18 protein-coding genes are annotated in these 20,896 nt (G+C 44.2%); 12 read left to right on the forward strand and 6 right to left on the reverse strand.

What is annotated here, in order from left to right:
- The first annotated feature begins 65 nt into the window (after positions 1-65).
- The 5 genes from F7R58_RS08530 to F7R58_RS08550 all read left to right on the forward strand — a co-directional run bounded on the left by F7R58_RS08530 (position 66) and on the right by F7R58_RS08550 (position 6,538).
- A complete protein-coding gene (locus tag F7R58_RS08530; protein ID WP_158064508.1) occupies positions 66-2,138 on the forward strand; it encodes a S8 family peptidase in 2,073 nt (690 codons plus the stop codon).
- A gap of 258 nt (positions 2,139-2,396) precedes the next feature.
- Positions 2,397-3,734: an Nramp family divalent metal transporter gene (locus F7R58_RS08535; protein ID WP_158064509.1), complete on the forward strand. Its 1,338-nt coding sequence runs from the start codon at positions 2,397-2,399 to the stop codon at positions 3,732-3,734.
- A 125-nt stretch (positions 3,735-3,859) separates the two neighbouring features.
- A complete protein-coding gene (locus F7R58_RS08540; protein ID WP_158064510.1) occupies positions 3,860-4,399 on the forward strand; it encodes a nucleotide exchange factor GrpE in 540 nt (179 codons plus the stop codon).
- Positions 4,400-4,471: 72 nt separating this feature from the next.
- Entirely contained in the window at positions 4,472-5,593 is a 1,122-nt protein-coding gene (gene dnaJ / locus F7R58_RS08545; RefSeq protein WP_158064511.1) for a molecular chaperone DnaJ, read from the forward strand.
- A gap of 81 nt (positions 5,594-5,674) precedes the next feature.
- Positions 5,675-6,538, forward strand: coding sequence for an alpha/beta hydrolase (locus tag F7R58_RS08550; protein WP_158064512.1), 864 nt, complete (start codon positions 5,675-5,677; stop codon positions 6,536-6,538).
- Between the two features lie 27 nt (positions 6,539-6,565).
- On the opposite strand, the gene F7R58_RS08555 is transcribed toward F7R58_RS08550, so the two are convergent.
- The 3 genes from F7R58_RS08555 to F7R58_RS08565 form a co-directional block, all read right to left on the reverse strand.
- Positions 6,566-7,258, reverse strand: a complete 693-nt coding sequence (locus F7R58_RS08555) for a DedA family protein (RefSeq protein WP_158064513.1) — start codon at positions 7,256-7,258, stop codon at positions 6,566-6,568.
- 64 nt (positions 7,259-7,322) lie between these two features.
- On the reverse strand, positions 7,323-8,435 hold the full coding sequence (gene prfB / locus F7R58_RS08560) for a peptide chain release factor 2 (RefSeq protein WP_158064514.1): 1,113 nt from the start codon (positions 8,433-8,435) through the stop codon (positions 7,323-7,325).
- A 118-nt stretch (positions 8,436-8,553) separates the two neighbouring features.
- Positions 8,554-9,909: an ATP-binding protein gene (locus F7R58_RS08565; RefSeq protein ID WP_158064515.1), complete on the reverse strand. Its 1,356-nt coding sequence runs from the start codon at positions 9,907-9,909 to the stop codon at positions 8,554-8,556.
- Positions 9,910-10,247: 338 nt separating this feature from the next.
- Here F7R58_RS08565 and alaS point away from each other — a divergent pair, with 338 nt between their 5' ends.
- Positions 10,248-12,905 (forward strand): alanine--tRNA ligase, encoded by a 2,658-nt coding sequence (alaS, locus tag F7R58_RS08570; protein WP_158064516.1) that lies wholly within the window; start codon positions 10,248-10,250, stop codon positions 12,903-12,905.
- 52 nt (positions 12,906-12,957) lie between these two features.
- Here the strand turns inward: alaS and F7R58_RS08575 are convergent, their stop codons facing one another.
- Entirely contained in the window at positions 12,958-13,557 is a 600-nt protein-coding gene (locus F7R58_RS08575) for a DUF5715 family protein (RefSeq protein ID WP_158064517.1), read from the reverse strand.
- A 91-nt stretch (positions 13,558-13,648) separates the two neighbouring features.
- On the opposite strand from F7R58_RS08575, the gene F7R58_RS08580 reads away from it, so the two are divergent.
- Both F7R58_RS08580 and F7R58_RS08585 read left to right on the forward strand, forming a co-directional pair.
- Complete coding sequence (locus F7R58_RS08580) at positions 13,649-16,081, forward strand: DUF5686 family protein (protein WP_158064518.1); 2,433 nt, start codon at positions 13,649-13,651, stop codon at positions 16,079-16,081.
- A gap of 43 nt (positions 16,082-16,124) precedes the next feature.
- The gene (locus tag F7R58_RS08585) at positions 16,125-16,361 is read left to right on the forward strand and encodes a hypothetical protein (protein WP_158064519.1); all 237 of its coding nucleotides are present in this window, start codon (positions 16,125-16,127) and stop codon (positions 16,359-16,361) included.
- Here F7R58_RS08585 and folP read toward each other — a convergent pair.
- Positions 16,358-17,203: a dihydropteroate synthase gene (gene folP / locus F7R58_RS08590; RefSeq protein ID WP_229723798.1), complete on the reverse strand. Its 846-nt coding sequence runs from the start codon at positions 17,201-17,203 to the stop codon at positions 16,358-16,360. The genes F7R58_RS08585 and folP overlap by 4 nt on opposite strands.
- 77 nt (positions 17,204-17,280) lie before the next feature.
- Between folP and F7R58_RS08595 the strand changes: the two genes are divergently transcribed.
- The 4 genes from F7R58_RS08595 to tpiA are packed head-to-tail and all read left to right on the forward strand — an operon-like array spanning position 17,281 to position 20,116.
- Positions 17,281-17,847: a DUF1599 domain-containing protein gene (locus tag F7R58_RS08595; protein WP_158064520.1), complete on the forward strand. Its 567-nt coding sequence runs from the start codon at positions 17,281-17,283 to the stop codon at positions 17,845-17,847.
- A gap of 11 nt (positions 17,848-17,858) precedes the next feature.
- On the forward strand, positions 17,859-18,953 hold the full coding sequence (locus tag F7R58_RS08600) for a BT_3928 family protein (protein WP_158064521.1): 1,095 nt from the start codon (positions 17,859-17,861) through the stop codon (positions 18,951-18,953).
- Between the two features lie 36 nt (positions 18,954-18,989).
- On the forward strand, positions 18,990-19,337 hold the full coding sequence (locus F7R58_RS08605; RefSeq protein ID WP_158064522.1) for a TerB family tellurite resistance protein: 348 nt from the start codon (positions 18,990-18,992) through the stop codon (positions 19,335-19,337).
- A 17-nt stretch (positions 19,338-19,354) separates the two neighbouring features.
- Positions 19,355-20,116, forward strand: coding sequence for a triose-phosphate isomerase (tpiA, locus tag F7R58_RS08610; protein ID WP_158064523.1), 762 nt, complete (start codon positions 19,355-19,357; stop codon positions 20,114-20,116).
- A gap of 69 nt (positions 20,117-20,185) precedes the next feature.
- Here the strand turns inward: tpiA and clpP are convergent, their stop codons facing one another.
- On the reverse strand, positions 20,186-20,869 hold the full coding sequence (gene clpP / locus F7R58_RS08615) for an ATP-dependent Clp endopeptidase proteolytic subunit ClpP (RefSeq protein ID WP_158064524.1): 684 nt from the start codon (positions 20,867-20,869) through the stop codon (positions 20,186-20,188).
- Positions 20,870-20,896 lie beyond the last annotated feature (27 nt).

Here is a 20,896-nt window from a genome sequence, read left to right on the forward strand (position 1 = left end):
AAGTTGTTAATAATTATTATATTTGTCATCTTAATAATGTACCATTTAATCTAATAGATAATCAAATGAATAAAGCAGTAATATTTTTACTGGGTTTGGGTATGACATCCGCGGTGAGTGCCCAAAAGCAGGATAGATTAGCACAAAAATTGGAGCGAGACCGTATTGAAAATCAGCAAAAAATTGAGAATTATATTTCAAAACAGGGTCGTGAGAACTTCACTGAAACTGAAATTGCCGAAATGAAAGCTACGGTTGCGGGATTCATAGACGGCAGACCTTACTTTTGGCAGACAGATGATTTGGCAGCCAACAGAAGTGCAAATCTTGTTAACCTGCAAAACGGATCATATACAGGCCTGAACGGTTTGCCAATTGACGGGGAGGGGCAGAATATTATGGTAATGGATGGCGGACGTGTCTATGATAGACATGTTGACTTCGGTGCATCTTCCACCGGTGTACCTCCAGCGGTTCCAAGAGTTTTTGATATGGAGGGCGGAACCGTTGGGTATAATTTTCACGCAACCAATGTTGCCGGAATTATTGCTTCGGAAGGTATTGCCAATTCAAATGATATCGGTGTGATCAAGAAAGCGAAGATCAACAGTTATTCATTTAATACTACAGCACAAGGAACAAACTATCAGAAACTAGCCTCATCACCGAACGCAAATATTTCCAATCACTCTTACGGAATTGTTAGAGGATGGAGACAAGAAGGTGCTAATTGGTACTGGGAAGGTGACTACAATTTAACTCCTACAGATACTTGGTCTGGTGCCTATGTGAGTAATGATGCGACATATGATGCTATAGTTTATGATAATCCTAATCAGATAGTTATTAAATCATCAGGTAATTACTTCGGAGACGGACCCAGCGGTTCATATGTGAATGCATTTAAGAACGTAAATGGAAGTTGGGTTCCCTTCACACCTTCCGATGTTATTCCTGCTAACAACTGCAGCGATGGATACAACTGTATTGGCTGGGGCTCATTAGCCAAAAACCTTATTATTGTAGGTGCTACAAACCGACTGGCAACCTTGGGACAACTTTATACGCAACCGTCTGATGTAATTAAAGCCGGTTTCAGCAGTGCAGGACCTCGAAAAGATGGAGCTATAAAACCAGATATTGCTGCTACGGGGGTTTCAATGGTAATGCCTACATACACCAGTTCAACAAATTACACTGCCGTTAGTACAAGCCAGGGTACCTCCTACTCGGCACCGGTCATCAGCGGTATTGCAGGTGCCCTAACCCATGTAAAGAGAAACCTTTCTGGTAATGCTTCGTTTATGTTTAAAGCTGATGAGATGAAGGCGCTTCTAATGCATACAACTAATGAGGCAGGACCAAACCCGGGCCCCGATGTGTGGTTCGGATGGGGTTTTGCAGATGCTTCGCAAGGCGCACAGGTGCTTATCGACAATGCAGCTAATAAAAACATTTTCAGCAGAAACGTACTGACATCAGGAACCCCAAATAACAGAGTTGTTGTAGGGCAGGCAGGTTCTCCTTTGAAGGCGACTATTTCGTGGATAGATCCTGAAGGAGTTCCTTTTACTAACAGTAATGATATGTGGCAGAACCGCACACCGAGGTTGATTAATGATTTTGATCTCAGGATTATTGATATGGTTACCAATGAGGTTACTTATCCCTGGAAGATTGACGCATTGAATCCGATGGCGGCAGCTACAAAAGGAGATAATGTTGTTGACAATATTGAACAGGTTCTTTTGGAAAATCCGGTAGCCGGCAGACAATACAGAGTAGAAGTGAGCAATAAAGGGACTCTGAAAGATGACTCCGGTGCGCCTATGCCACAGTTTTATGCACTTGTCGTAACTGGATACGATTTTAATGCGACCAACCAGCTTAGCGTTAAAGATATAGACCCTAAGGAAGGTATAGCTGTATATCCAACAGTCACTTCGGATTATGTTACAGTGGTGAACCCTCTAAAAATGGGTCGTATCACAATGCATGATATGAGCGGTAAAATGGTGCTTAATGTGAAGGCAAAAGATACGCAGATGATTGACATGACATCAATGCCTAAAGGTGTTTACTTGATTAATATAGAAACCGAGCATGGCAACGTGACAAAGAAGGTGATTAGAAAATAAGAGATAAATTTTTAGTGTCACCCTATTACTTAGGCGGTGACATACTAAAATTAACCGAAGCATTATTTTATGCTTCGGTTTTTTGTTGCATTTAATTTAAAACATAATATTTTAAGTTTGTTAAACAGACCATCTTCCAGTGTTTTATAATAGAAGATAAAGAAAAGATTATACTCAATATTTCAACTAAATAAATTTTTAATACCTGCCGTAAGAACAATTTACCTATTTTTGTTAGTCTAATCTAACTTTCGATCTATGTTTTTTAAATCTGGCGCTAACGCATGGCGGCGTGAACGCTCTGCCGACTCGCTGCCCGAGGTATTTTCAAGCATTCACATACCCAAAGATGCCGGATTCTGGCGAAAACTTATGGCTTTCACCGGCCCAGGCATGATGGTGGCCGTGGGATATATGGATCCGGGTAACTGGGCAACGGATATTGCCGGCGGCGCAAAGTTCGGATACACCCTTTTGTCTGTCATTCTAATATCCAATATTTTTGCAATCATCCTCCAACATCTTTCCCTGAAACTGGGTATTGTAGCCGAAAGGGATTTGGCCCAGGCATGCAGGGACCATTTCAGTCCTAAAGTGAACTTTATACTCTGGATGCTTTGCGAGATTGCAATTGCGGCCTGCGACCTTGCGGAGGTGATCGGCTCTGCCATTGCGCTGAATCTGCTGTTTGGTATACCCCTGACATGGGGTGTAGTAATAACAGTCATTGATGTATTCCTTATTTTATTCCTGCAGGCAAAAGGTTTCCGCGTCATCGAAAGTATTGTGGCCGGCCTCATTTTCGTGATCTTAGTATGCTTCGCCTATGAAATTATCCTTAGCAAGCCGGACATCTTCCCCATCCTGAGCGGACTGGTTCCGCAAAAAGAGGTCATAACAAATCCTTCCATGCTGTACATTGCTATTGGAATTTTGGGTGCCACAGTAATGCCTCACAATCTTTACCTGCACAGCAGTATAGTACAGACCAGAAATTACGAGCGCACCACCGCAGGAAAGAAGGAAGCTATAAAATTTGCTACCATAGACAGTACAGTCGCATTACTTTTGGCTTTCTTCATAAACGCAGCGATCCTGATTGTTGCAGCGGCTACCTTTCATACAACAGGAAACCGTGATGTTGCCGACATCCATGACGCACATAAAATGCTGGCACCGATTCTCGGAACAACCCTCGCAAGTATTTTCTTCGCTGTAGCACTCTTGGCTTCAGGACAGAACTCTACATTAACAGGAACTTTGGCAGGTCAGATCGTGATGGAAGGCTTCCTCAACATCCGCCTGAAACCCTGGTTGCGCAGGCTTGTTACCCGGCTCATAGCAGTGATCCCCGCCTTAATAGTGACCATCATATATGGTGAACAGGGAACTACAGATCTCCTCCTTTTAAGCCAGGTCATCCTGTCCATGCAACTGAGCTTTGCCGTGGTGCCCCTCGTAATGTTCACAGGTTCCAAACTTAAAATGGGTCAGTTTGCAAATAAACTTTGGCTCAAGATACTTATTTGGGTGATCGCCATAATCATCATATCGCTTAATCTTTATCTTCTTTATGAAACCTTTTTCATCAACTGACTTTATTGAGACTAATTGCCGGGACGCTACCGGTTTATATTTGAATTTTGGGAAAGTGTGCCGAATTGTCCTTAAACCTGCTTTGGCAATATCTTTGTGAAAGCGATGGTATAAATTATAAAAATATGTCGGAAAACGAAGATATTCAGCAGGAAATGCATAATGAAACGGAAGAGCAGACTGCTGAAAACACGGAGCAGAATACGGAAAATGTGACAGCGGAAAAAGGTGCGGAGGAACTTTTGGCAGAAGAGAAAGAACGTTATATCCGTCTTTTCGCAGAATTTGAAAATTACAAGAAGAGGACCGCAAAGGAGAAATTGGAATATTTCCAGTTTGCCAATCAGGAAATGATGATTTCAATGCTGGGTATTCTTGATGATTTTGAGCGTGCGCTTAAAGAAATCAGTAAATCCGGTTCAGAAGATCAGCTTCAGGGTGTTGAACTTATTTATCAGAAATTCCAGCACAGACTTGGCGAAAAAGGTCTTAAACCGATGACTGTTCAGGCAGGAGACGATTTCAATGTTGATTTTCATGAAGCCATTACCCAAATCCCAGCACCCAATGAGGCGCTTAAAGGTAAAATTGTAGACGTGATTGAAACAGGTTACACCCTGCATGACAAGGTAATACGTTTTGCCAAAGTGGTAACCGGAAACTAATATAATCAAACGGTCACGACGGTCCGGTAAGTATGCGGATGGTCCTCTGACTGAAGAAACAAATAACAGAACATGTCTAAACGAGATTACTACGAAGTACTTGGCATATCCAAAGGTGCTTCGGCTGATGAGATAAAGAAAGCCTACCGCAAGATGGCATTGAAATACCATCCCGATAAGAATCCGGGTGATAAAGATGCGGAAGAAAAGTTTAAAGAGGCGGCGGAAGCTTATGAAGTTCTGAGCGACGACAATAAAAAAGCCCGTTACGATCAGTACGGACACGCCGGAATGGGCGGAGCAGGTGGTTTTGGCGGCGGCTTCGGTGGTGGCGGAATGAATATGGAAGATATTTTCAGCCAGTTTGGAGATATTTTCGGCGGCCACTTCGGCGGAGGCGGTTTTGGCGGCGGTGCGCAGCGCCAGCAATTAAAAGGCAGTAATCTGCGGGTACGTATTAAACTTAATCTTGAAGAGATGGTGAACGGTACCCAGAAGACCATCAAGGTAAAGAAAATGAAACTGGCACCGGGTGCAACGAGCAAAACATGCAGCACCTGTAACGGCAGCGGGGTTCAGGTAAAGGTCATGAACACAATGTTCGGCCAGATGCAGACCCAGACCCACTGCGGTACCTGCCAGGGAATCGGAAAAGTGGCCGATAAAATTCCGGCGGGTGCCAATTCTCAGGGTCTTATTAAAGATGACGAGGAAGTTACAATCAATATTCCGGCGGGTGCCCGCGAGGGAATACAGCTTAACGTGAGGGGAAAAGGGAATGATGCACCATTTGGCGGAACTCCCGGCGACCTTCTGGTTGTTGTAGAAGAGGAAACCGATTCCGCCATCAAACGTGAGGGCGACAATCTTCATCAGGAACTGTATATATCATTTGCCGAAGCGGCACTTGGTACACAAAAAGAAATCCCAACTGTTGGTGGTAAAGTTAAGATTAAGGTGGATGCCGGAACCCAGTCCGGAAAAATCCTGCGTCTGAGCGGCAAAGGTCTGCCAAGCATAGACAGTTACGGAAAAGGCGACATGTTTGTACATGTTAATGTATGGACACCTCAAAACCTGTCTGCAGAACAGCGCGAATTTTTTGAAAGTCAGCTGAAACGCGGAGAAATGATAGCCGAACCGTCAGGTAAGGAAAAAACCTTTTTCGATAAGGTTAGAGATCTGTTCAACTGAAGAAAAATTAGAGAGGCCATCCGGTCTCTTTAATTTTTTTTATAGCGCTTTTATTAAGTTTGTATCTGAAACGGTTCGCTGATGAAAACCTACAGATTTAAATTAGGATGGAGTCTGCTTGCGTTAACTGCCCTTTTTTCATGCAATAACAGGCACAGGGTTTGGGTAGGAAACTACAGCGAGCAAAAAATCTTCAACCTGCCGTACGGCAGTCACAAAAAACAGGTCATGGACATCTTTCTGCCGGCTAAATACGCGCCGGACAGTCCCACTGTAATGATTGTCCATGGAGGCGCCTGGAAGTATGGCCGCAAGGAGCATATGATTATGATACAGAAATACCTGCATCATCACAAGATTCCTACCGTCAATATTGATTACCGGCATGCCTCCGGAAAGCGCAGGATAACATACAGAGAACAGTTGGAAGATATCGCCCTGGCTCAGAAAAAATTTAACAGTATTGCTCCAAAGGCGAAATTAAAACCGGATAATTATATTATTCTGGGCGAAAGTGCCGGAGCGCATCTCGCACTTTTATACGGTTACCGAAATCCGGAAAAAACAAAGAAAATCATCAGCCTCAGTGGCCCTACAGATTTCTTTACTTCACAGTATACCTCTACTATGCACAGTTGGTACAGTGCTCCAACAGTAGGAACAATGGTGGGCACTAAGTTCAGCCGGAAAAATATATCAGACCGTTTTAAGGAAGCCAGTCCCGTGAGTCAGGTGTCCAATGTGCCTACACTGCTGTTTCAGGGAGATTCAGATTTTCTTGTGAACCGGCGTCAGGCAATTTCACTTGATTCTGTTTTGGAGGAAAAAGGAGTTCCTCACCAACTGATTTATATGAAGAATACAGGTCATACTCCCCGCTTTTTCAGTAAATATAAACGAGACAGCATAATACTGCCCGCCATTCTGGACTGGATAAAAAAATGACCTCGCAAAATGCGGGGTCATTAACTTTTATTCAGGATTCTGCGGATCAAAGTCCGGATCTTTATGCTTATTAAAGAAAAATTTCATCACCAGCGGTAAGGTTGTAATAAGCACAATAACTAGAATGATGAGTTCCAGATGTGCCTTCAGGTCAATATCGAACTGCTCAATGAACAGCCTGTCCAGGTAATGTCCAGCGAAGATCAGGGAAAAGGACCAAAGGATGGCGCCCACGATATTATCAAAAAGAAATTTCCTTTTATCCATATCTACTATTCCCGCCACAATAGGTGTGAAGGTCCGGACAATCGGGAGAAACCTCGCCATAATTACAGCCAGAGCGCCATGCTGCTCAAAGAAGTCATGCGCCTGCTTCAGGTATTTCTTCTTGAAAAAGAAACTGTCCTCACGTTTGTAAAGAGAAGGCCCGGTTTTGCGGCCAAACCAAAAACCTACCTGATTACCAATTATTGCAGCTATTGCAATGCATGATGCGAGTATCGTAGTATCCAGCAGGTCATTTCCCGTGGATCCAATACTTTCATGAACGATTTCAACTGCATAAATTCCGGAAACAAACAGCAAACTGTCTCCCGGAAGGAAGAAACCTACAAAGAGACCTGTTTCGGCAAAGACAATGAATAAAACGAGCCAGAAACCGCCCATTTTTATATAAAATTCGGGATTTAAAAGATCCCGCCAGCTCTCAAAATGTTCCATATTCGCAAAGATAAGAAACAGCAGGTTTTTCAGGGATTTCCGCGCTGTTAAAGTTTCCCAAAACTTAGAAGGTCATATCGTCTTCAGAAACTGAAGTACCGTCCGCCATTAGAAAGGCTTTCAGGAAAGGAGTTATATTACCGTTCATTACACCGTCTACATCCGAGGTTTCATAGCCGGAGCGTACATCCTTAACCAGTTTGTACGGATGCATCACATAATTCCGGATCTGGCTGCCCCACTCGATCTTCATTTTACCAGCTTCAATTTCATTACGTGCCTTCATTCTCTCTTCCAGTTCCATTTCGTAGAGGCGGGAACGGAGGAGCTGCATGGCCTTTTCTTTATTTTGAAGTTGTGAACGGCTTTCAGAATTCTCGATGATGATTCCTGTAGGTGCGTGCCTAAGCCGGACCGCCGTCTCCACCTTGTTCACATTTTGGCCGCCGGCACCACTGGAACGCATGGTCTCAAAGGAAATATCCGCCGGATTGATATTGATCTCAATGGTATCATCTACCAAAGGATAAACATATACCGAGACAAAACTGGTATGGCGTTTTGCGTTGGAATCAAATGGGGAGATACGCACGAGACGGTGCACACCGTTCTCACCACGCAGATAGCCGAAGGCGAACTCGCCGTCAATTTCGAGTGTCACCGTTTTCACACCGGCCACATCGCCCTCCTGAAAATTAAGTTCACGAAGTTTATAACCCTGCTTCTCTGCCCACATGGTGTACATACGCATCAGCATAGACGCCCAGTCGCAGCTTTCGGTACCACCCGCGCCGGCTGTAATCTGGAGTACCGCCGATAATTCATCACCTTCGTTGGACAGCATATTCCTGAATTCCAGGTCTTCAATTTTCTCCATCAGTGCCGGATATGCTTCATCCAGTTCCTTCTCCGAGTCTGGATCTTCTTTGGCAAAATCTGCCAGCACCAGCAGGTCCTCAAAACCGTTAAAAATCTCTTCATAGTCCGTTACCCATTTCTTGCGGGAACGGAGCTGTTTCATGAATACTTCGGCCTCCTTTGGGTTGTCCCAGAATTCCGGTGAAACGGTCTTTTCCTCATCATTGGCAATTTCAATCTTCTTTTTTTCGATCTGCAGATATTTGTACAGGTCTTCAATCCGGGACTTCAGAGGTTTCAGTTGTTCTTGTGTAATCACAGGGGAAATTTAGGTTTGCAAATTTAAGGTTTATTAGGCAATTCATTAACTAATTATTATCTATGTGCAAGGCTGATGTTCATATTACGGCACAGCAGATTAAATAGTAAAAATAAATCTACGTTTCTTTGTTTTGATCACTGTTGTGACTAAACCCTATGGTCTTCCTTGGCTTTTCCACAATCTTATAACTGTTGAGTTCCATGATGAGTTCCCGCACACGGTTGGGGAAATCATCAAAATTATTATTCGAAACATCCAGAATAAACCTGTCGATGCTATCCAGATATTCGTCCGTGAGTTTTACACGCGCGTCGCGCAGGGCACCATTCAGGAGTTTAGCATCCAGTTTGATGTTTTCATTGCTGTTTTTAAGGTACTGATTGCGAATCCTGATCTTCAGGCTTTGTGTAAAGTCTACGATCATGGTGTTACTGAAAACCTTCATCTGCGCAGCAATCTCGTTCCAGAAGGGCCTGTGGTCCGCGTTGTTATGCCGGAGAATCTTAAGCAACAGCGAATTCTCAGGTAACTTATCGATCATATGATACAGGATCATTTCCGATCTTTCTCGTGCATTGGGCGGGAATACCGGAATAAGCACATCAAACCTTCCGGGCGCCATTACTTCTTTATCAATGGGCGCAAGCGTATTTGCAGAGCCTATCATCAGTAAATCTTCTTCTTCAAAACGGCTTACAGAATGCAGGACGATTTCCTTGGTTGCCTCGTCGCAGGAATTTACCGAACTGTCTTCGCTTCGAGGTCTCATTATCCTGTCAAAATCATCCATAAAAAGAAGTACCTTTTCGTCCTTCATCATCTGGATCAGAAAATCGTTAAAACTGGTTTTATGCCCGTCTACAAATGAAGTTCCCAGGTAATGTTTTTTAACTTCGGTAAATTTATAACCGATAATTTCGGCGATTTTGTTTGCCCAGAAAATCTTGCCGCTTCCCGGCGGTCCGTACAATATGATTCCCGCCGGTTTATGGATTCCCCAGTTCAGGATCTGTTCCTGATTGATAAATGGATCCAGACTTCTGGATATATAAAAAAACAAATCCCTGTATCCTATGAAATCCCGTTCCTTTAAATTCGTCTTCTTACCGAAATAATCATAGACAAACTGATAGTTTCCGCCCAGCTTATTATCGATTCCGAAACTTGAAACCGAGGATTTGAAAATTCCGTTGTCATACAGTACGGGTTTTTCTTTTTTAATAAATTCTTCTACCTTCTCTTCCGGCTGGTTGATGGTCTGAGCGATATCACTGACCGATTTGGCATGATCCAAGTCGGCCTGATACCGTTTGAGAAAATCTGCGTTTTCCCGGGCAAAACGTTCAAAATCAGGCTTCACTTCCATTTGGGTGGACATGCACTCGGAAAGCTCTAGGTCAAAATCCTGTATAAATTTCATAAAGCTTTCGGTGGTAATGCCAAGGTCTTTGGCGAGTTGGTTAAGTTTCATAGAATAGTCAAATTTTTCATCCGCTTAAGCACAGGCGCTTACGGATTAAGTTATAATCAGGACCTTGTTTAAAGCAATTATTATTCCCCTTACCTGATTTACATCCAGCTGATGATGCCGAAAACCGGCCCGCCTCTGGCCGTTATCTCAGAACTTATCTTCATTTTTTGAGGTTTAATCGGAAAATTTATAAGACAACAGAAAGGATGACGCAAATTTTGAATTAGGTTTCATCTGTTTTTAAATACATAATAACCGACATATCTAATATCTTCCTTAAATTTGCCATCTTATAAAAATGCCATGAAGCCCGTGGCTTTCAGCATAAATTCTAAACTATGACTTCACAACAGATCCGCCAGCAGTTCTTAGATTTCTTTAATGCCAAAGGCCACCTTATCGTACCTTCAGCACCCATCGTCCTGAAAGACGATCCTACCTTAATGTTCTCCAACTCGGGTATGACCCAGTTCAAGGATTACTTCCTGGGCTATAAGGAACCTAAGGCTCCTCGAATTGCCGACACCCAAAAATGTCTGCGTGTTTCCGGTAAACACAATGACCTGGATGATGTTGGTCGTGACACCTACCACCATACGATGTTCGAGATGCTGGGTAACTGGTCTTTCGGTGATTATTTCAAGAAAGAAGCTATTGACTATGCCTGGGAACTGCTTACAGAGGTGTATAAAATTCCTAAAGAAAACCTGTACGTCACCATTTTTGAGGGCGACGCCACCGAAAATCTGGACCGCGACCAGGATGCCTACAATTTCTGGAAAGCTCATATTCACGAAAGCCGCATCATCAACGGAAATAAAAAGGACAACTTTTGGGAAATGGGCGAAAGCGGTCCCTGCGGTCCATGCTCCGAAATCCACGTCGATCTAAGAAGTGAAGAGGAAAAAGCTGCAGTTAACGCCCTCGATCTAGTAAACAACGACCATCCTCAGGTGGTGGAGATCTGGAACCTGGTATTCATGGAATTTAACCGCAAAGCTGATGGCAGTCTGGAAAAATTACCGGCTCAGCACGTGGACACCGGAATGGGTTTCGAAAGGCTTTGCATGGCATTACAGGGCAAAAAATCCAACTACGATACCGACGTTTTCACTCCGCTTATCACTAAAGTAGAAGAAGTTTCAGGAAAAAAATACACCGGCATCCTGGAAGATGAAAAGGACATTGCCATACGCGTACTTGTTGATCACATCCGTGCAGTTTCCTTTGCAATTGCTGATGGACAGCTGCCTTCTAATGGCGGAGCAGGCTACGTGATCCGCAGAATATTAAGACGGGCAATCTCATATTCCTATCGTTTTTTAGGCATGAAAGAGCCCTTCCTGTATCAGCTTGTTGCGGTGCTGAAAAACGAGATGGGTACATTTTTTCCGGAAATGCAGAAACAGGAAAAACTGGTGACCGAAGTAATCCGTGAAGAGGAAACTTCTTTTCTTAAGACCATTGAACACGGACTTAAGCGAATAGACCTCATCATTGCTGAGACACTCAGCAGAAATGAAAAAACGCTTCCCGGCGCGGAGGTATTTGAACTTTACGACACGTATGGCTTCCCGGCCGACCTTTCGCGCATCATCGCTGAAGAAAAAGGCCTCACTGTGGATGAACCCGGCTTTGATGAGGAAATGGCCAAACAGAAACAGCGCTCGCGTAAATCGTCAGCTCAGAAAGTACACGACTGGGTGATTCTGGAAGAAAAACAGGAAACCTTCGTAGGCTATGACCTTACTGAAACCGAAACATACATCACCCGCTACCGTAAAGTTGAAAACAAGGACGGCGAATTTTACCAGATTGTCCTGGCAAAATCGCCATTTTATCCTGAAGGTGGTGGCCAGGTAGGCGACAAAGGAATCCTGATACCCAGCTATACTGAAGGATTCGACATTTCAAATCCGAGCCTTACGATGGTAAATAACTGCGCTGACATTATAGAAGTACTCGAGACAAAAAAGGAAAATAATCTCATTGTTTCATTGATCAAAGATTTGCCAAAAGACGCCGGGGCGGTATTTTATGCCAGGGTTAATACTTCCGAAAGAAAGAACACCCAGGCCAACCACTCCGTAACCCACCTTCTGCACGAGGCCTTGCGCGAGGTTTTGGGTACACATGTGGAACAGAAAGGCTCTTTTGTTGGTCCGGACTATCTTCGTTTCGATTTTTCCCACTTCTCCAAAATGAGTGAAGAGGAAATCACACTTGTGGAAGAGAAAGTGAACGCCAAAATTAAGGAGAATATCAGCCTGGAAGAATTCCGCGACATTCCCATCGCTGAAGCTATGGAAAAAGGAGCAATGGCTCTTTTTGGCGAAAAATATGGCGACAGTGTACGCATGATTCAGTTTGGGACCTCCAGGGAACTTTGCGGCGGTACGCATGTGCGCAACACCAGTGAGATCGGTCATTTTAAGATACAGAGCGAAAGTTCTACCGCTGCCGGCATCAGGAGAATTGAAGCCATTTCCGGCGACAGGTCGGCGGAATATTTCCGTAACCTGGAAACTCAGGTGAAGCAGATATCCGCTTTGCTGAAAACCAAAGACCTGACGAAAGCGGTAGAGAAGTTGCTGGAGGAAAATGCTGGTTTAAAATCTGAAGCCGAAAACTATAAAAAGGAAAAAGCCAAGGGTGAAACAGCAAACTGGAAGAACGATTTTAAGGACGCCGGTGATAAGAAACTGCTCGTGAAAAAGGTTTCTCTGGAGGCTGCCACTGTGAAAGACATTGTATTCCAGCTTAAAAAAGACGTTGCAGATGCCGTAATTGTAATCATCTCCGATGCGGGTGAAAAACCAATGATCACCGTGGGAGTTTCGCAGGGTCTGGAAGGAAAATACCACGCAGGAAACATCGTGAAAGATTTGGCCAGGGAAATCCAGGGCGGCGGCGGCGGAAACCCCGGTTTTGCTACTGCGGGGGGCAAGGACATCACTGGTCTGCACCGTGCCTACGAAAAAGCTTTGGCACTATAAGATATAAGAACAGCAAAATTCCCGGTAACTGCCGGGAATTTTCAATTTGACTTTAGGCTCGTACAGTGACATGATAGCAGCTTTGCTGCTTTTCCTTAATGAAGTAAATTTTGCCAGATTTCTCAAAATCCCTGAGTACATTTTCCAGTATTCTGTCCAACCTGCTGTTTACTGCCAGGCGGTCGTTGAAACGTACATAAGAAATATCGAAAGAATTGCCGTAATTATGTGAACTCAGGCCCACACTCGCATTAGGATTCACCTTTCTTAGCCGGCACTGGTCCTCCAGCGTACGGGTCATGGAGGTGAGGGTAAGCGTGCTTCCGTTACTGCTTGCGCTGAATTTTTTAGCAATTTCACGGAGGGTTGCTTTGGCTTCCGGAACCAAGACGGGCTTGCTGTGACTCAAACTTTGGATCCTGTATCCTTTTCCAAGAGATTTCACAGGACTTAATTTTCCGTTTTGCCGGTATTTGGTAAGTGTTTTGGTATCTTTCAGAACCTTCATATTAAATTTCCTGGATGCCTGCAGATGCTTTTCATAAACCGGATGTATTTTTGCCGACAAAAGCGCGTTGAGATCATAACATTTCTGTGCCTGCAAGCCCTTGCTGAAACAGGCAAGCAGTAGCACCGGGAGGATTTTTTTCATAACAGGTATTAAAAATACTCATAACGGATTTTTGCGGAATTTGTTATTTTTTTTAATCCTTAAACTTGTAACCGAAAACGAACAATATCAGATGAAGAATTATTTACTTTTAATCCTGTGTTTACTTCCCTGCTTAAGCCTGGCACAATCTAAAATCATTATTACAGAAACCGGCACCGGTACTCCGGTAAGCCGGGCCGCAGTTTCATGTAATGGCCAAATCCTGGGATACACAAATGCTGAAGGCGAACTTAGCTTCCGCACCAAATGCCGCCAGGTAGATATTTCAGCCCCGGGCTACGACCGGGACAATGCGGTAGTGGATAAGGTGATGCAGGCGGCACTGTCCAAAACCGATCCCAATACCAAATCAATTGAAGAGGTAGTGATCACCGATAAAAGTGATCCCAGGGCCCTGGCCATCTTAAAGCTGGTTAACGAGCGTTATGCCGACAACATGCCTACCAGCCTGGACTCCTACAGCTATAAGTCCTATGAAAAAATCTCAGTTGATATAGACGAAGACAGCCTGCAGTACTACAATCAGTCACTGAACAGTATGATGAAGATGATGGACCGTTTCTCCATGACAAAACAGCAGCCGGAGGACACTGCGGTAACTGTAAAGGAAGTATTTGCCAACAGTAAACTTTTCCTTTGGGAACGTGCCCAGGAATTTCTTTACAGCAAAAAATATGGCGAGAAGATTAACGTGCTGGATAACCGAATTGCCGGACTTAATGAGCCACTTTATGAAATGATGGCCATCCAAAGTAACCGCAGCAGGATGCCGAAGGAAATCCGGGAAGAAAACCGTAATCTGTACAGATACTTCCTTACCGACTCCATAGATATTGAAGGCCGTAAGAACTACGTAATCAGTTTTCGGGAGGTGACCTACCGCCAGGCCGTTCAGCGCCGCAAATTCAATGGCTACCTTTATGTAGACGCGGCTACTTATGGCCTCAAAAAGATTGAAAGTAACAGCAAAATAAAAAGTGACGGCACCATTACCAGCATTTGGAAACTCATTTATGGAAAATGGTTCCTGCAGTCGGAAAACCTGAAAATGAAACTCACGACGATGAACATGGAGCCCGATGCCAAAGACAGGAAGAAAGCCGGTAATCAGGATTCAGAAAAAGATAAGACTCCGGACAACTTCCGGACCTATGGTTTTGTAACCTCTACCTATTTTGACCATAAGTCACCCACTGAAGACCGTGCCTCTGATTTCCGGGGTTATACCTTTTCTGTTAAGAATTCAGACGGCAGCCTGCTTCAAAAGTACCGGCAGGAGCCTCTTTCATCACGGGAACAGAATACTTATGTTGTAATAGACAGCCTGGGCCAGAAATACAATATAGACCGCCGTGCCGGTCAGCTGGCAGCACTTACCCGCGGGAAATTCCGGTACCGGCAGGTTGATTTTGACCTGGGAAGACTCATAGGATACAATTTATACGAAGGAATCAGGCTGGGAGCAGCGGCAAAGCTGAATGAGAAATTCAATCCCTATTTTTCACCGGACGCTTATATTGCGTATGGTTTTAAAGACCGCGGAATCAAATATGGAGTTGGCATAGATTTCAACACCTCGTTGGAAAGGACTTCAGTGCTCCGCGCAGAATACTATAATGATGTTATGGCCGCGGGCCGTTTCAGCGAAAATTTCTGGGATTTCCGGATGAAACTTAACAATGCGGGCATTGCGATTAACAACGACCGTTTCTATCTTTTTGAAGGCGCCAAACTGTCCTATGATTATGACCTCACCAATTCAGTAAGTATGAAACTTGCCCTAAGGCGGCAATCCGAGGAATCTGCTTTTCCCTACAGCTATCGGGATCTTGGCAATGAATTCCAGAATTCCTCCGCACTGGTTTCACTCAAGTTTTCGCCTTTCTCCAAAAACATCATGACACCACAGGGTAAATTTACCACAGAAAAAAAGTATCCTGAATTTTTCTTCAACTATGAACAGGCATTTCAGGCTGCAGGCGGCGATTTCTCCTACGGAAAACTGGATATGCTTTTCAACCATAATTTTAAGAACCGCTGGGGGGTCACAGGAATTCGGATTTACGGCGGAATACTACTGGGCGACGCTCCAATATGGCACCATTTTACTATGAACGGGTTAGCGGGCAGCAGTAATTTCAAATTTAACCTCACCTCTTATCTTGGCTTTTCTACGATGAAAGGCGGACAGTATTTTAATGATAAATTTATTGGTCAGTACTTCACCCACCGCATTCCGTGGTATTTTAAAAGTATCGGGCAGAATTCCTCCAGTTTTGATATTATCCACCGAAGTGTCATCGGAAATATGAAGGATCCGCAATTTCATCAGTTTGAATTTCAGAAACTGGATCATCTTTATCAGGAGGTTGGCTTGGAATGGAACAATTTCCTGTCCAGCTATTTCAATCTGGGACTTTTCTACAGGGTAGGTTACTACAACACGTCCAAATTTTCAGATAATTTTGCAGTCCAACTCAAGTTCAAACTTCTTGGTTTCTAGTTCAGCGATTGGACAGATATCCTGAAATAGCTATTTTTGCACAATGAAGACTGTACATATCAAAGCTTCCGGTTTTTTTGAAATGCTGAAGCTGCGCGATACTCCAATGTGGCTAATTTTTTCCCAAATGGTTGATGGTGAAGAAAAAGAACTTATTTTTCTGGATGATGAGGAAAAAGTACTTTTCAGCTATATCCTTCCCGACAGTATGGAAAAACTGACTGCTGACCGCGAGAAATTTGCGCAGGAATACGCCGATAAACTATCAGGGCTCAATTAGTGATTCTGCCACTGCTCCAGCGTCTCTTTGGTAGCCGCCACATCATGGACGCGGAGGATATTGGCGCCCTTTTCCATTACTTTCCGGTGCAGCTGCTGAGTTTCGGCAGTCACGTCGTTTGGTCCCTTACCAAGATGTGTGTAAATAAATGATTTTCTGGATATTCCTATAAGAACCGGGAATTTTCCGAGGCCGATAAACTGGGTTTCGTCAAGTAATGTGTATTGGTCCTCAACTGTCTTACCGAAACCGAAACCGGGATCAAGTATGATATCCTTAACACCCCTGGTCAGAAGTTCAGCGGCTTTATCCAGCAAAAACCGGTTCACGCTGCAGGTAATGTCGTCATACTTTATCTTTTGATGCATACCTTCGTAATCAGCATTTACATGCATCAGTACATACGGAAGGCCGGTTTCCACCACAGCATCTATCATCTTACCGTCAAACTGTCCGGCAGAGATATCATTAACAATATCAATACCTTCATCAAATCCAAACTTCACGGTCTCGGAATAGAAGGTATCCAGGGAAATCAGCACTTCCGGGAATTCAGATTTGATAAGCGCGATAATTTTGCCCAGCCGGCGTATTTCTTCGTGTGCGGTCAGGTACTCCGCATTAGGTCTGGTGGACTGTGGTCCTATATCAATGATTGATGCGCCCGCCACCATCATTTTTTCCGCATGGATCAGTGCTGATTTCTCACTGTTGAACTTTCCGCCATCCGAAAATGAGTCCGGTGTCATATTGAGGATTCCCATAATCAGCGGGCGGGACAGGTCAATAAGTTTACCCCGGCAGTTCAGGCTGTGCGGTATGGCTGGAAGTACAGTATTCATAGCGCAAAAGTAAAAAACTAAATGCGCAATTCAGCCAGCTGAAAGCAATTTTGTATCTTTGAGGAGTTTAGAAAAAAATGGTAAAAACCTCACAACAGTTCAGTTCCGTTATCCAATCCTGCAGAAGTCTTTTCATTAAGAAACTTGGTGATTATGGGCCTTCATTCCGCGTGCTCAGGACACCTTCACTAACGGACCAGATTTACATCAAGGTAAAAAACCTCCGGAACTTCCAAACCAGCGGACTTTCCAAAGTAGGTGAAACTCAGGAGGAAAATTTTGTTGCCATTGTAAATTATGCCGTGATCGGACTGATCCAACTGGAAAAAGGGGCCACAGACACCCTGGACGAAGAGGCTGCTGAAATACTTGCACTCTATGATCACTTCACTGATCGTGCCCTTCAGCTGATGGAGAAAAAAAACCATGACTATGGCGAGGCCTGGCGGGAGATGCGGATCTCCTCCATTACTGACCTTATTTACCAGAAAGTGCTGCGCACTAAACAGATTGAGGATAACGGCGGACAAACCCTGGTCTCGGAAGGTCTTGATGCCAATTACTACGATATGCTGAACTACGCTGTATTCGCCCTAATCAGACTGGAGGAGCAGACGGGCGGTGCAGAGTCCAAAACACGATAAACGGTCATAAAATGAAATACTTAAAGCACATTTTACGCGTCATAGTTGCCCTGATTTTCCTGATCTCAGGCTTTGTGAAGGCGGTGGATGTTGTTGGATTCTCTTTTAAACTGGAAGAGTATTTTTCGCCTGCAGTTTTTAACATGCCCTTCATGGAGAAGCAGGCTTTGCCGCTTGCTGTTATCGTTGTCGTGCTGGAACTTGTATTGGGTTTTATGCTTCTGCTGAAGACACGGCTTAAATTTACACTCACAGCACTGATCGCTCTCTGCGTATTTTTTGGTTTTCTGACATTTTATTCTGCCTATTTCAATGTGGTTACCGATTGCGGATGCTTTGGCGAGGCCCTTAAGATGCTGCCCTGGCAAAGTTTCTGGAAGGATATCGCCCTGCTTGCAGCCTTGCTGGCACTTTGGTTCCTGTACCGAAATGAGCTGAACGAATCCGAACATACTGGTTTACCGAAAAAAATCATGTTTACTGTAGCAGCTCTGGCAATGATTTTCATCATCTATTGGGGTATTGCGCACGAACCACTGGTAGACTTCCGTGACTACAGTATTGGCACCGACCTGAACGAAGAGAAAAGGAAGATAGATGAAGATCCGTCCGTTTACAAAACATATTACACCCTGCTGAACACCCAAACTTCAGAAATCAAGGAGGTTGATGACGGTCAGTACATTTCCGACCGCAGATATTGGGAGCCGGGCTCGACGTGGAAAATTCAGGAAGATAAAACCCAGTCTAAACTGGTGAAGGAAGGTTATTCATCAGAAATAGCAAAGTTCCGGATTGAAGACGTAAACGGGAATGACCTTACGGCACGGGTTTTGGAAGCTCCGCGGGCAATACTGATTTTTTCCTATCATCCGGGACAGGCTGATCCGGACATTATCGCAAAGGCAGAGTCAAAAGCCAACGAACAGGCGGGAACCTTGATCCTGGGCGTATCAACCGCGCAGACAACATTTAAGAGGATTCCAAACGCACTGATGGACGGTACAGCGATCAAGACCATTGCGCGAAGCAATCCATCGGTACTGATTCTTAACAGAGGAAAAATTACAGATAAGAAATCGGCCCGGGACTATGTTAAAGATTAATCTGAACAGTAAAAAAATAAACGAAATATGTATAAAATGCAAAAGTCAAATAAATCAATAGCCGGCTATCACCTGCTGATGATACTGTCTGCAGTAGATAATGAATTCTCTCCGGAAGAAGGCCTGAAAATTCAGGAGTACCTGGCAGAGGAATTTCCTTTCCGTATGAACCTTGATGATGAACTGGACATTATAGCCTCTTTAAGACCTGAAGAATGGAAAGGGCATTTTGAATTTCACGCAAAATGTTTCCTGGATGATTCCACACCTGAAGAGCGGGAGAACTTCAAGGAATTTGCAAAGTCTCTGATAAAGGCTGATGATGCAGTAAGTGAAAAGGAGCACCAGTTCTACAGTCTCCTGAAAACCCATTGGAATTCTTAAGAAAAATAAAACCGACCATGAGAAAAAACATTGTTGCAGGTAACTGGAAAATGAACAAAAATGTAATTGAAGCACAGCAGCTTATGTTTCAGTTACTGGAGTATAAAAAAAATAACGCTGCCAACTGCGAGGTTTGGATTGCTCCCCCATCCCTGTATCTTATGATGGCCAGAGACCTGTATGAGAACAACGAAATCGGTGTATTTGCACAGGACATGAGTGAACATGAGAGCGGCGCCTACACAGGTGAAATTTCAGCAGGCATGCTGGAGTCCATCGAGGCTACAGGTACTTTGGTAGGACATTCGGAACGCAGACAGTACCATGGCGAAACAGATGCAGCCTGCAATAAGAAGGTTAAAAGAGCCTTGGATATGGGTCTAACGCCAATTTACTGTAATGGAGAAACACTGGACCAAAGGAAAGCAGGACAGCATCTGGAGGTCGTGAAAAACCAAACCGAAGAGGCACTGTTCACTCTTAGCGCTGAAGAGATTAAGAAAGTAGTGATCGCCTACGAACCTGTGTGGGCCATCGGTACAGGTGAAACAGCTAGCCCGGAGCAGGCTCAGGAAATGCATGCCCACATCAGAAGCCTCATTGCCGCAAAATACGGTCAGGAGGTTGCTGATGAAATATCCATTCTTTATGGTGGATCAGTAAAACCGGATAACGCCAAGGAAATCTTCTCCCAACCCGATATAGACGGTGGACTGATCGGAGGTGCGGCATTGAAAATGGACGATTTCGCCAAAATAATAGAGGGATTCAATTCCTAACCGCCCTTTAAATCACAATAAAAAATCCGTTTCAATCACTGAAACGGATTTTTTTCAATCTGAGATAATTTATACCTCTGATTTTCTCATCAATACCTCATCTACCATACCGAAATCTTTAGCTTCAGTACTCGTCATCCAGTAATCACGGTCCGAGGCTTTTTCCACCCATTCGTACGTCTGCCCGGAATGCTCGGAGATAATGTCGTACAGTTCTTTCTTAAGTTTCAGCATTTCACGAAGGTTAATCTCCATATCGGAAGCAACTCCCTGTGCACCGCCACTTGGCTGGTGAATCATCACTCTTGAATGCTTTAGGGCAGATCTCTTACCCTTCTCACCCGCTACAAGAAGTACGGCTCCCATACTTGCAGCCATTCCGGTACAGATAGTGGCTACATCCGGTTTGATGATCTGCATGGTGTCATAAATACCCAGACCGGCGTAAACACTGCCGCCGGGAGAGTTGATGTAGATCTGTATGTCTTTGGATGCATCCGAGCTTTCCAGGAAAAGAAGCTGAGCCGTCACGATGTTCGCCACCTGGTCGTCTATGCCGGTACCCAGAAAAATAATCCTGTCCATCATCAGTCGGGAGAAAACGTCCATCTGAGCTACGTTCAGACGTCTTTCTTCCATAATGTACGGCGTAAGGTTGGTAGGACCAAACATGCCCATATACTGATCGGTTGCCAAACCACTGTTGCCTAAATGTTTCACAGAGAAATCCCTGAAATCTTTTTTAATGTCCATATTCAATTTTTGTTTTGTTAAAGTGCT

The sequence above is a fragment of the Chryseobacterium sp. genome (assembly GCF_008831505.1).
Lineage (GTDB): Bacteria > Bacteroidota > Bacteroidia > Flavobacteriales > Weeksellaceae > Marnyiella.

What these genes read in the sequence shown, in the direction of transcription:
- F7R58_RS08530 (WP_158064508.1), top strand. Translation starts at nt 66, where the DNA reads ATGAATAAAGCAGTAATATTTTTACTGGGTTTGGGTATGACATCCGCG.
- F7R58_RS08535 (WP_158064509.1), top strand. Translation starts at nt 2,397, where the DNA reads ATGTTTTTTAAATCTGGCGCTAACGCATGGCGGCGTGAACGCTCTGCC.
- F7R58_RS08540 (WP_158064510.1), top strand. Translation starts at nt 3,860, where the DNA reads ATGTCGGAAAACGAAGATATTCAGCAGGAAATGCATAATGAAACGGAA.
- dnaJ (WP_158064511.1), top strand. Translation starts at nt 4,472, where the DNA reads ATGTCTAAACGAGATTACTACGAAGTACTTGGCATATCCAAAGGTGCT.
- F7R58_RS08550 (WP_158064512.1), top strand. Translation starts at nt 5,675, where the DNA reads ATGAAAACCTACAGATTTAAATTAGGATGGAGTCTGCTTGCGTTAACT.
- F7R58_RS08555 (WP_158064513.1), bottom strand. Translation starts at nt 7,258, where the DNA reads ATGGAACATTTTGAGAGCTGGCGGGATCTTTTAAATCCCGAATTTTAT.
- F7R58_RS08565 (WP_158064515.1), bottom strand. Translation starts at nt 9,909, where the DNA reads ATGAAACTTAACCAACTCGCCAAAGACCTTGGCATTACCACCGAAAGC.
- alaS (WP_158064516.1), top strand. Translation starts at nt 10,248, where the DNA reads ATGACTTCACAACAGATCCGCCAGCAGTTCTTAGATTTCTTTAATGCC.
- F7R58_RS08575 (WP_158064517.1), bottom strand. Translation starts at nt 13,557, where the DNA reads ATGAAAAAAATCCTCCCGGTGCTACTGCTTGCCTGTTTCAGCAAGGGC.
- F7R58_RS08580 (WP_158064518.1), top strand. Translation starts at nt 13,649, where the DNA reads ATGAAGAATTATTTACTTTTAATCCTGTGTTTACTTCCCTGCTTAAGC.
- F7R58_RS08585 (WP_158064519.1), top strand. Translation starts at nt 16,125, where the DNA reads ATGAAGACTGTACATATCAAAGCTTCCGGTTTTTTTGAAATGCTGAAG.
- folP (WP_229723798.1), bottom strand. Translation starts at nt 17,203, where the DNA reads ATGAATACTGTACTTCCAGCCATACCGCACAGCCTGAACTGCCGGGGT.
- F7R58_RS08595 (WP_158064520.1), top strand. Translation starts at nt 17,281, where the DNA reads ATGGTAAAAACCTCACAACAGTTCAGTTCCGTTATCCAATCCTGCAGA.
- F7R58_RS08600 (WP_158064521.1), top strand. Translation starts at nt 17,859, where the DNA reads ATGAAATACTTAAAGCACATTTTACGCGTCATAGTTGCCCTGATTTTC.
- F7R58_RS08605 (WP_158064522.1), top strand. Translation starts at nt 18,990, where the DNA reads ATGCAAAAGTCAAATAAATCAATAGCCGGCTATCACCTGCTGATGATA.
- tpiA (WP_158064523.1), top strand. Translation starts at nt 19,355, where the DNA reads ATGAGAAAAAACATTGTTGCAGGTAACTGGAAAATGAACAAAAATGTA.
- clpP (WP_158064524.1), bottom strand. Translation starts at nt 20,869, where the DNA reads ATGGACATTAAAAAAGATTTCAGGGATTTCTCTGTGAAACATTTAGGC.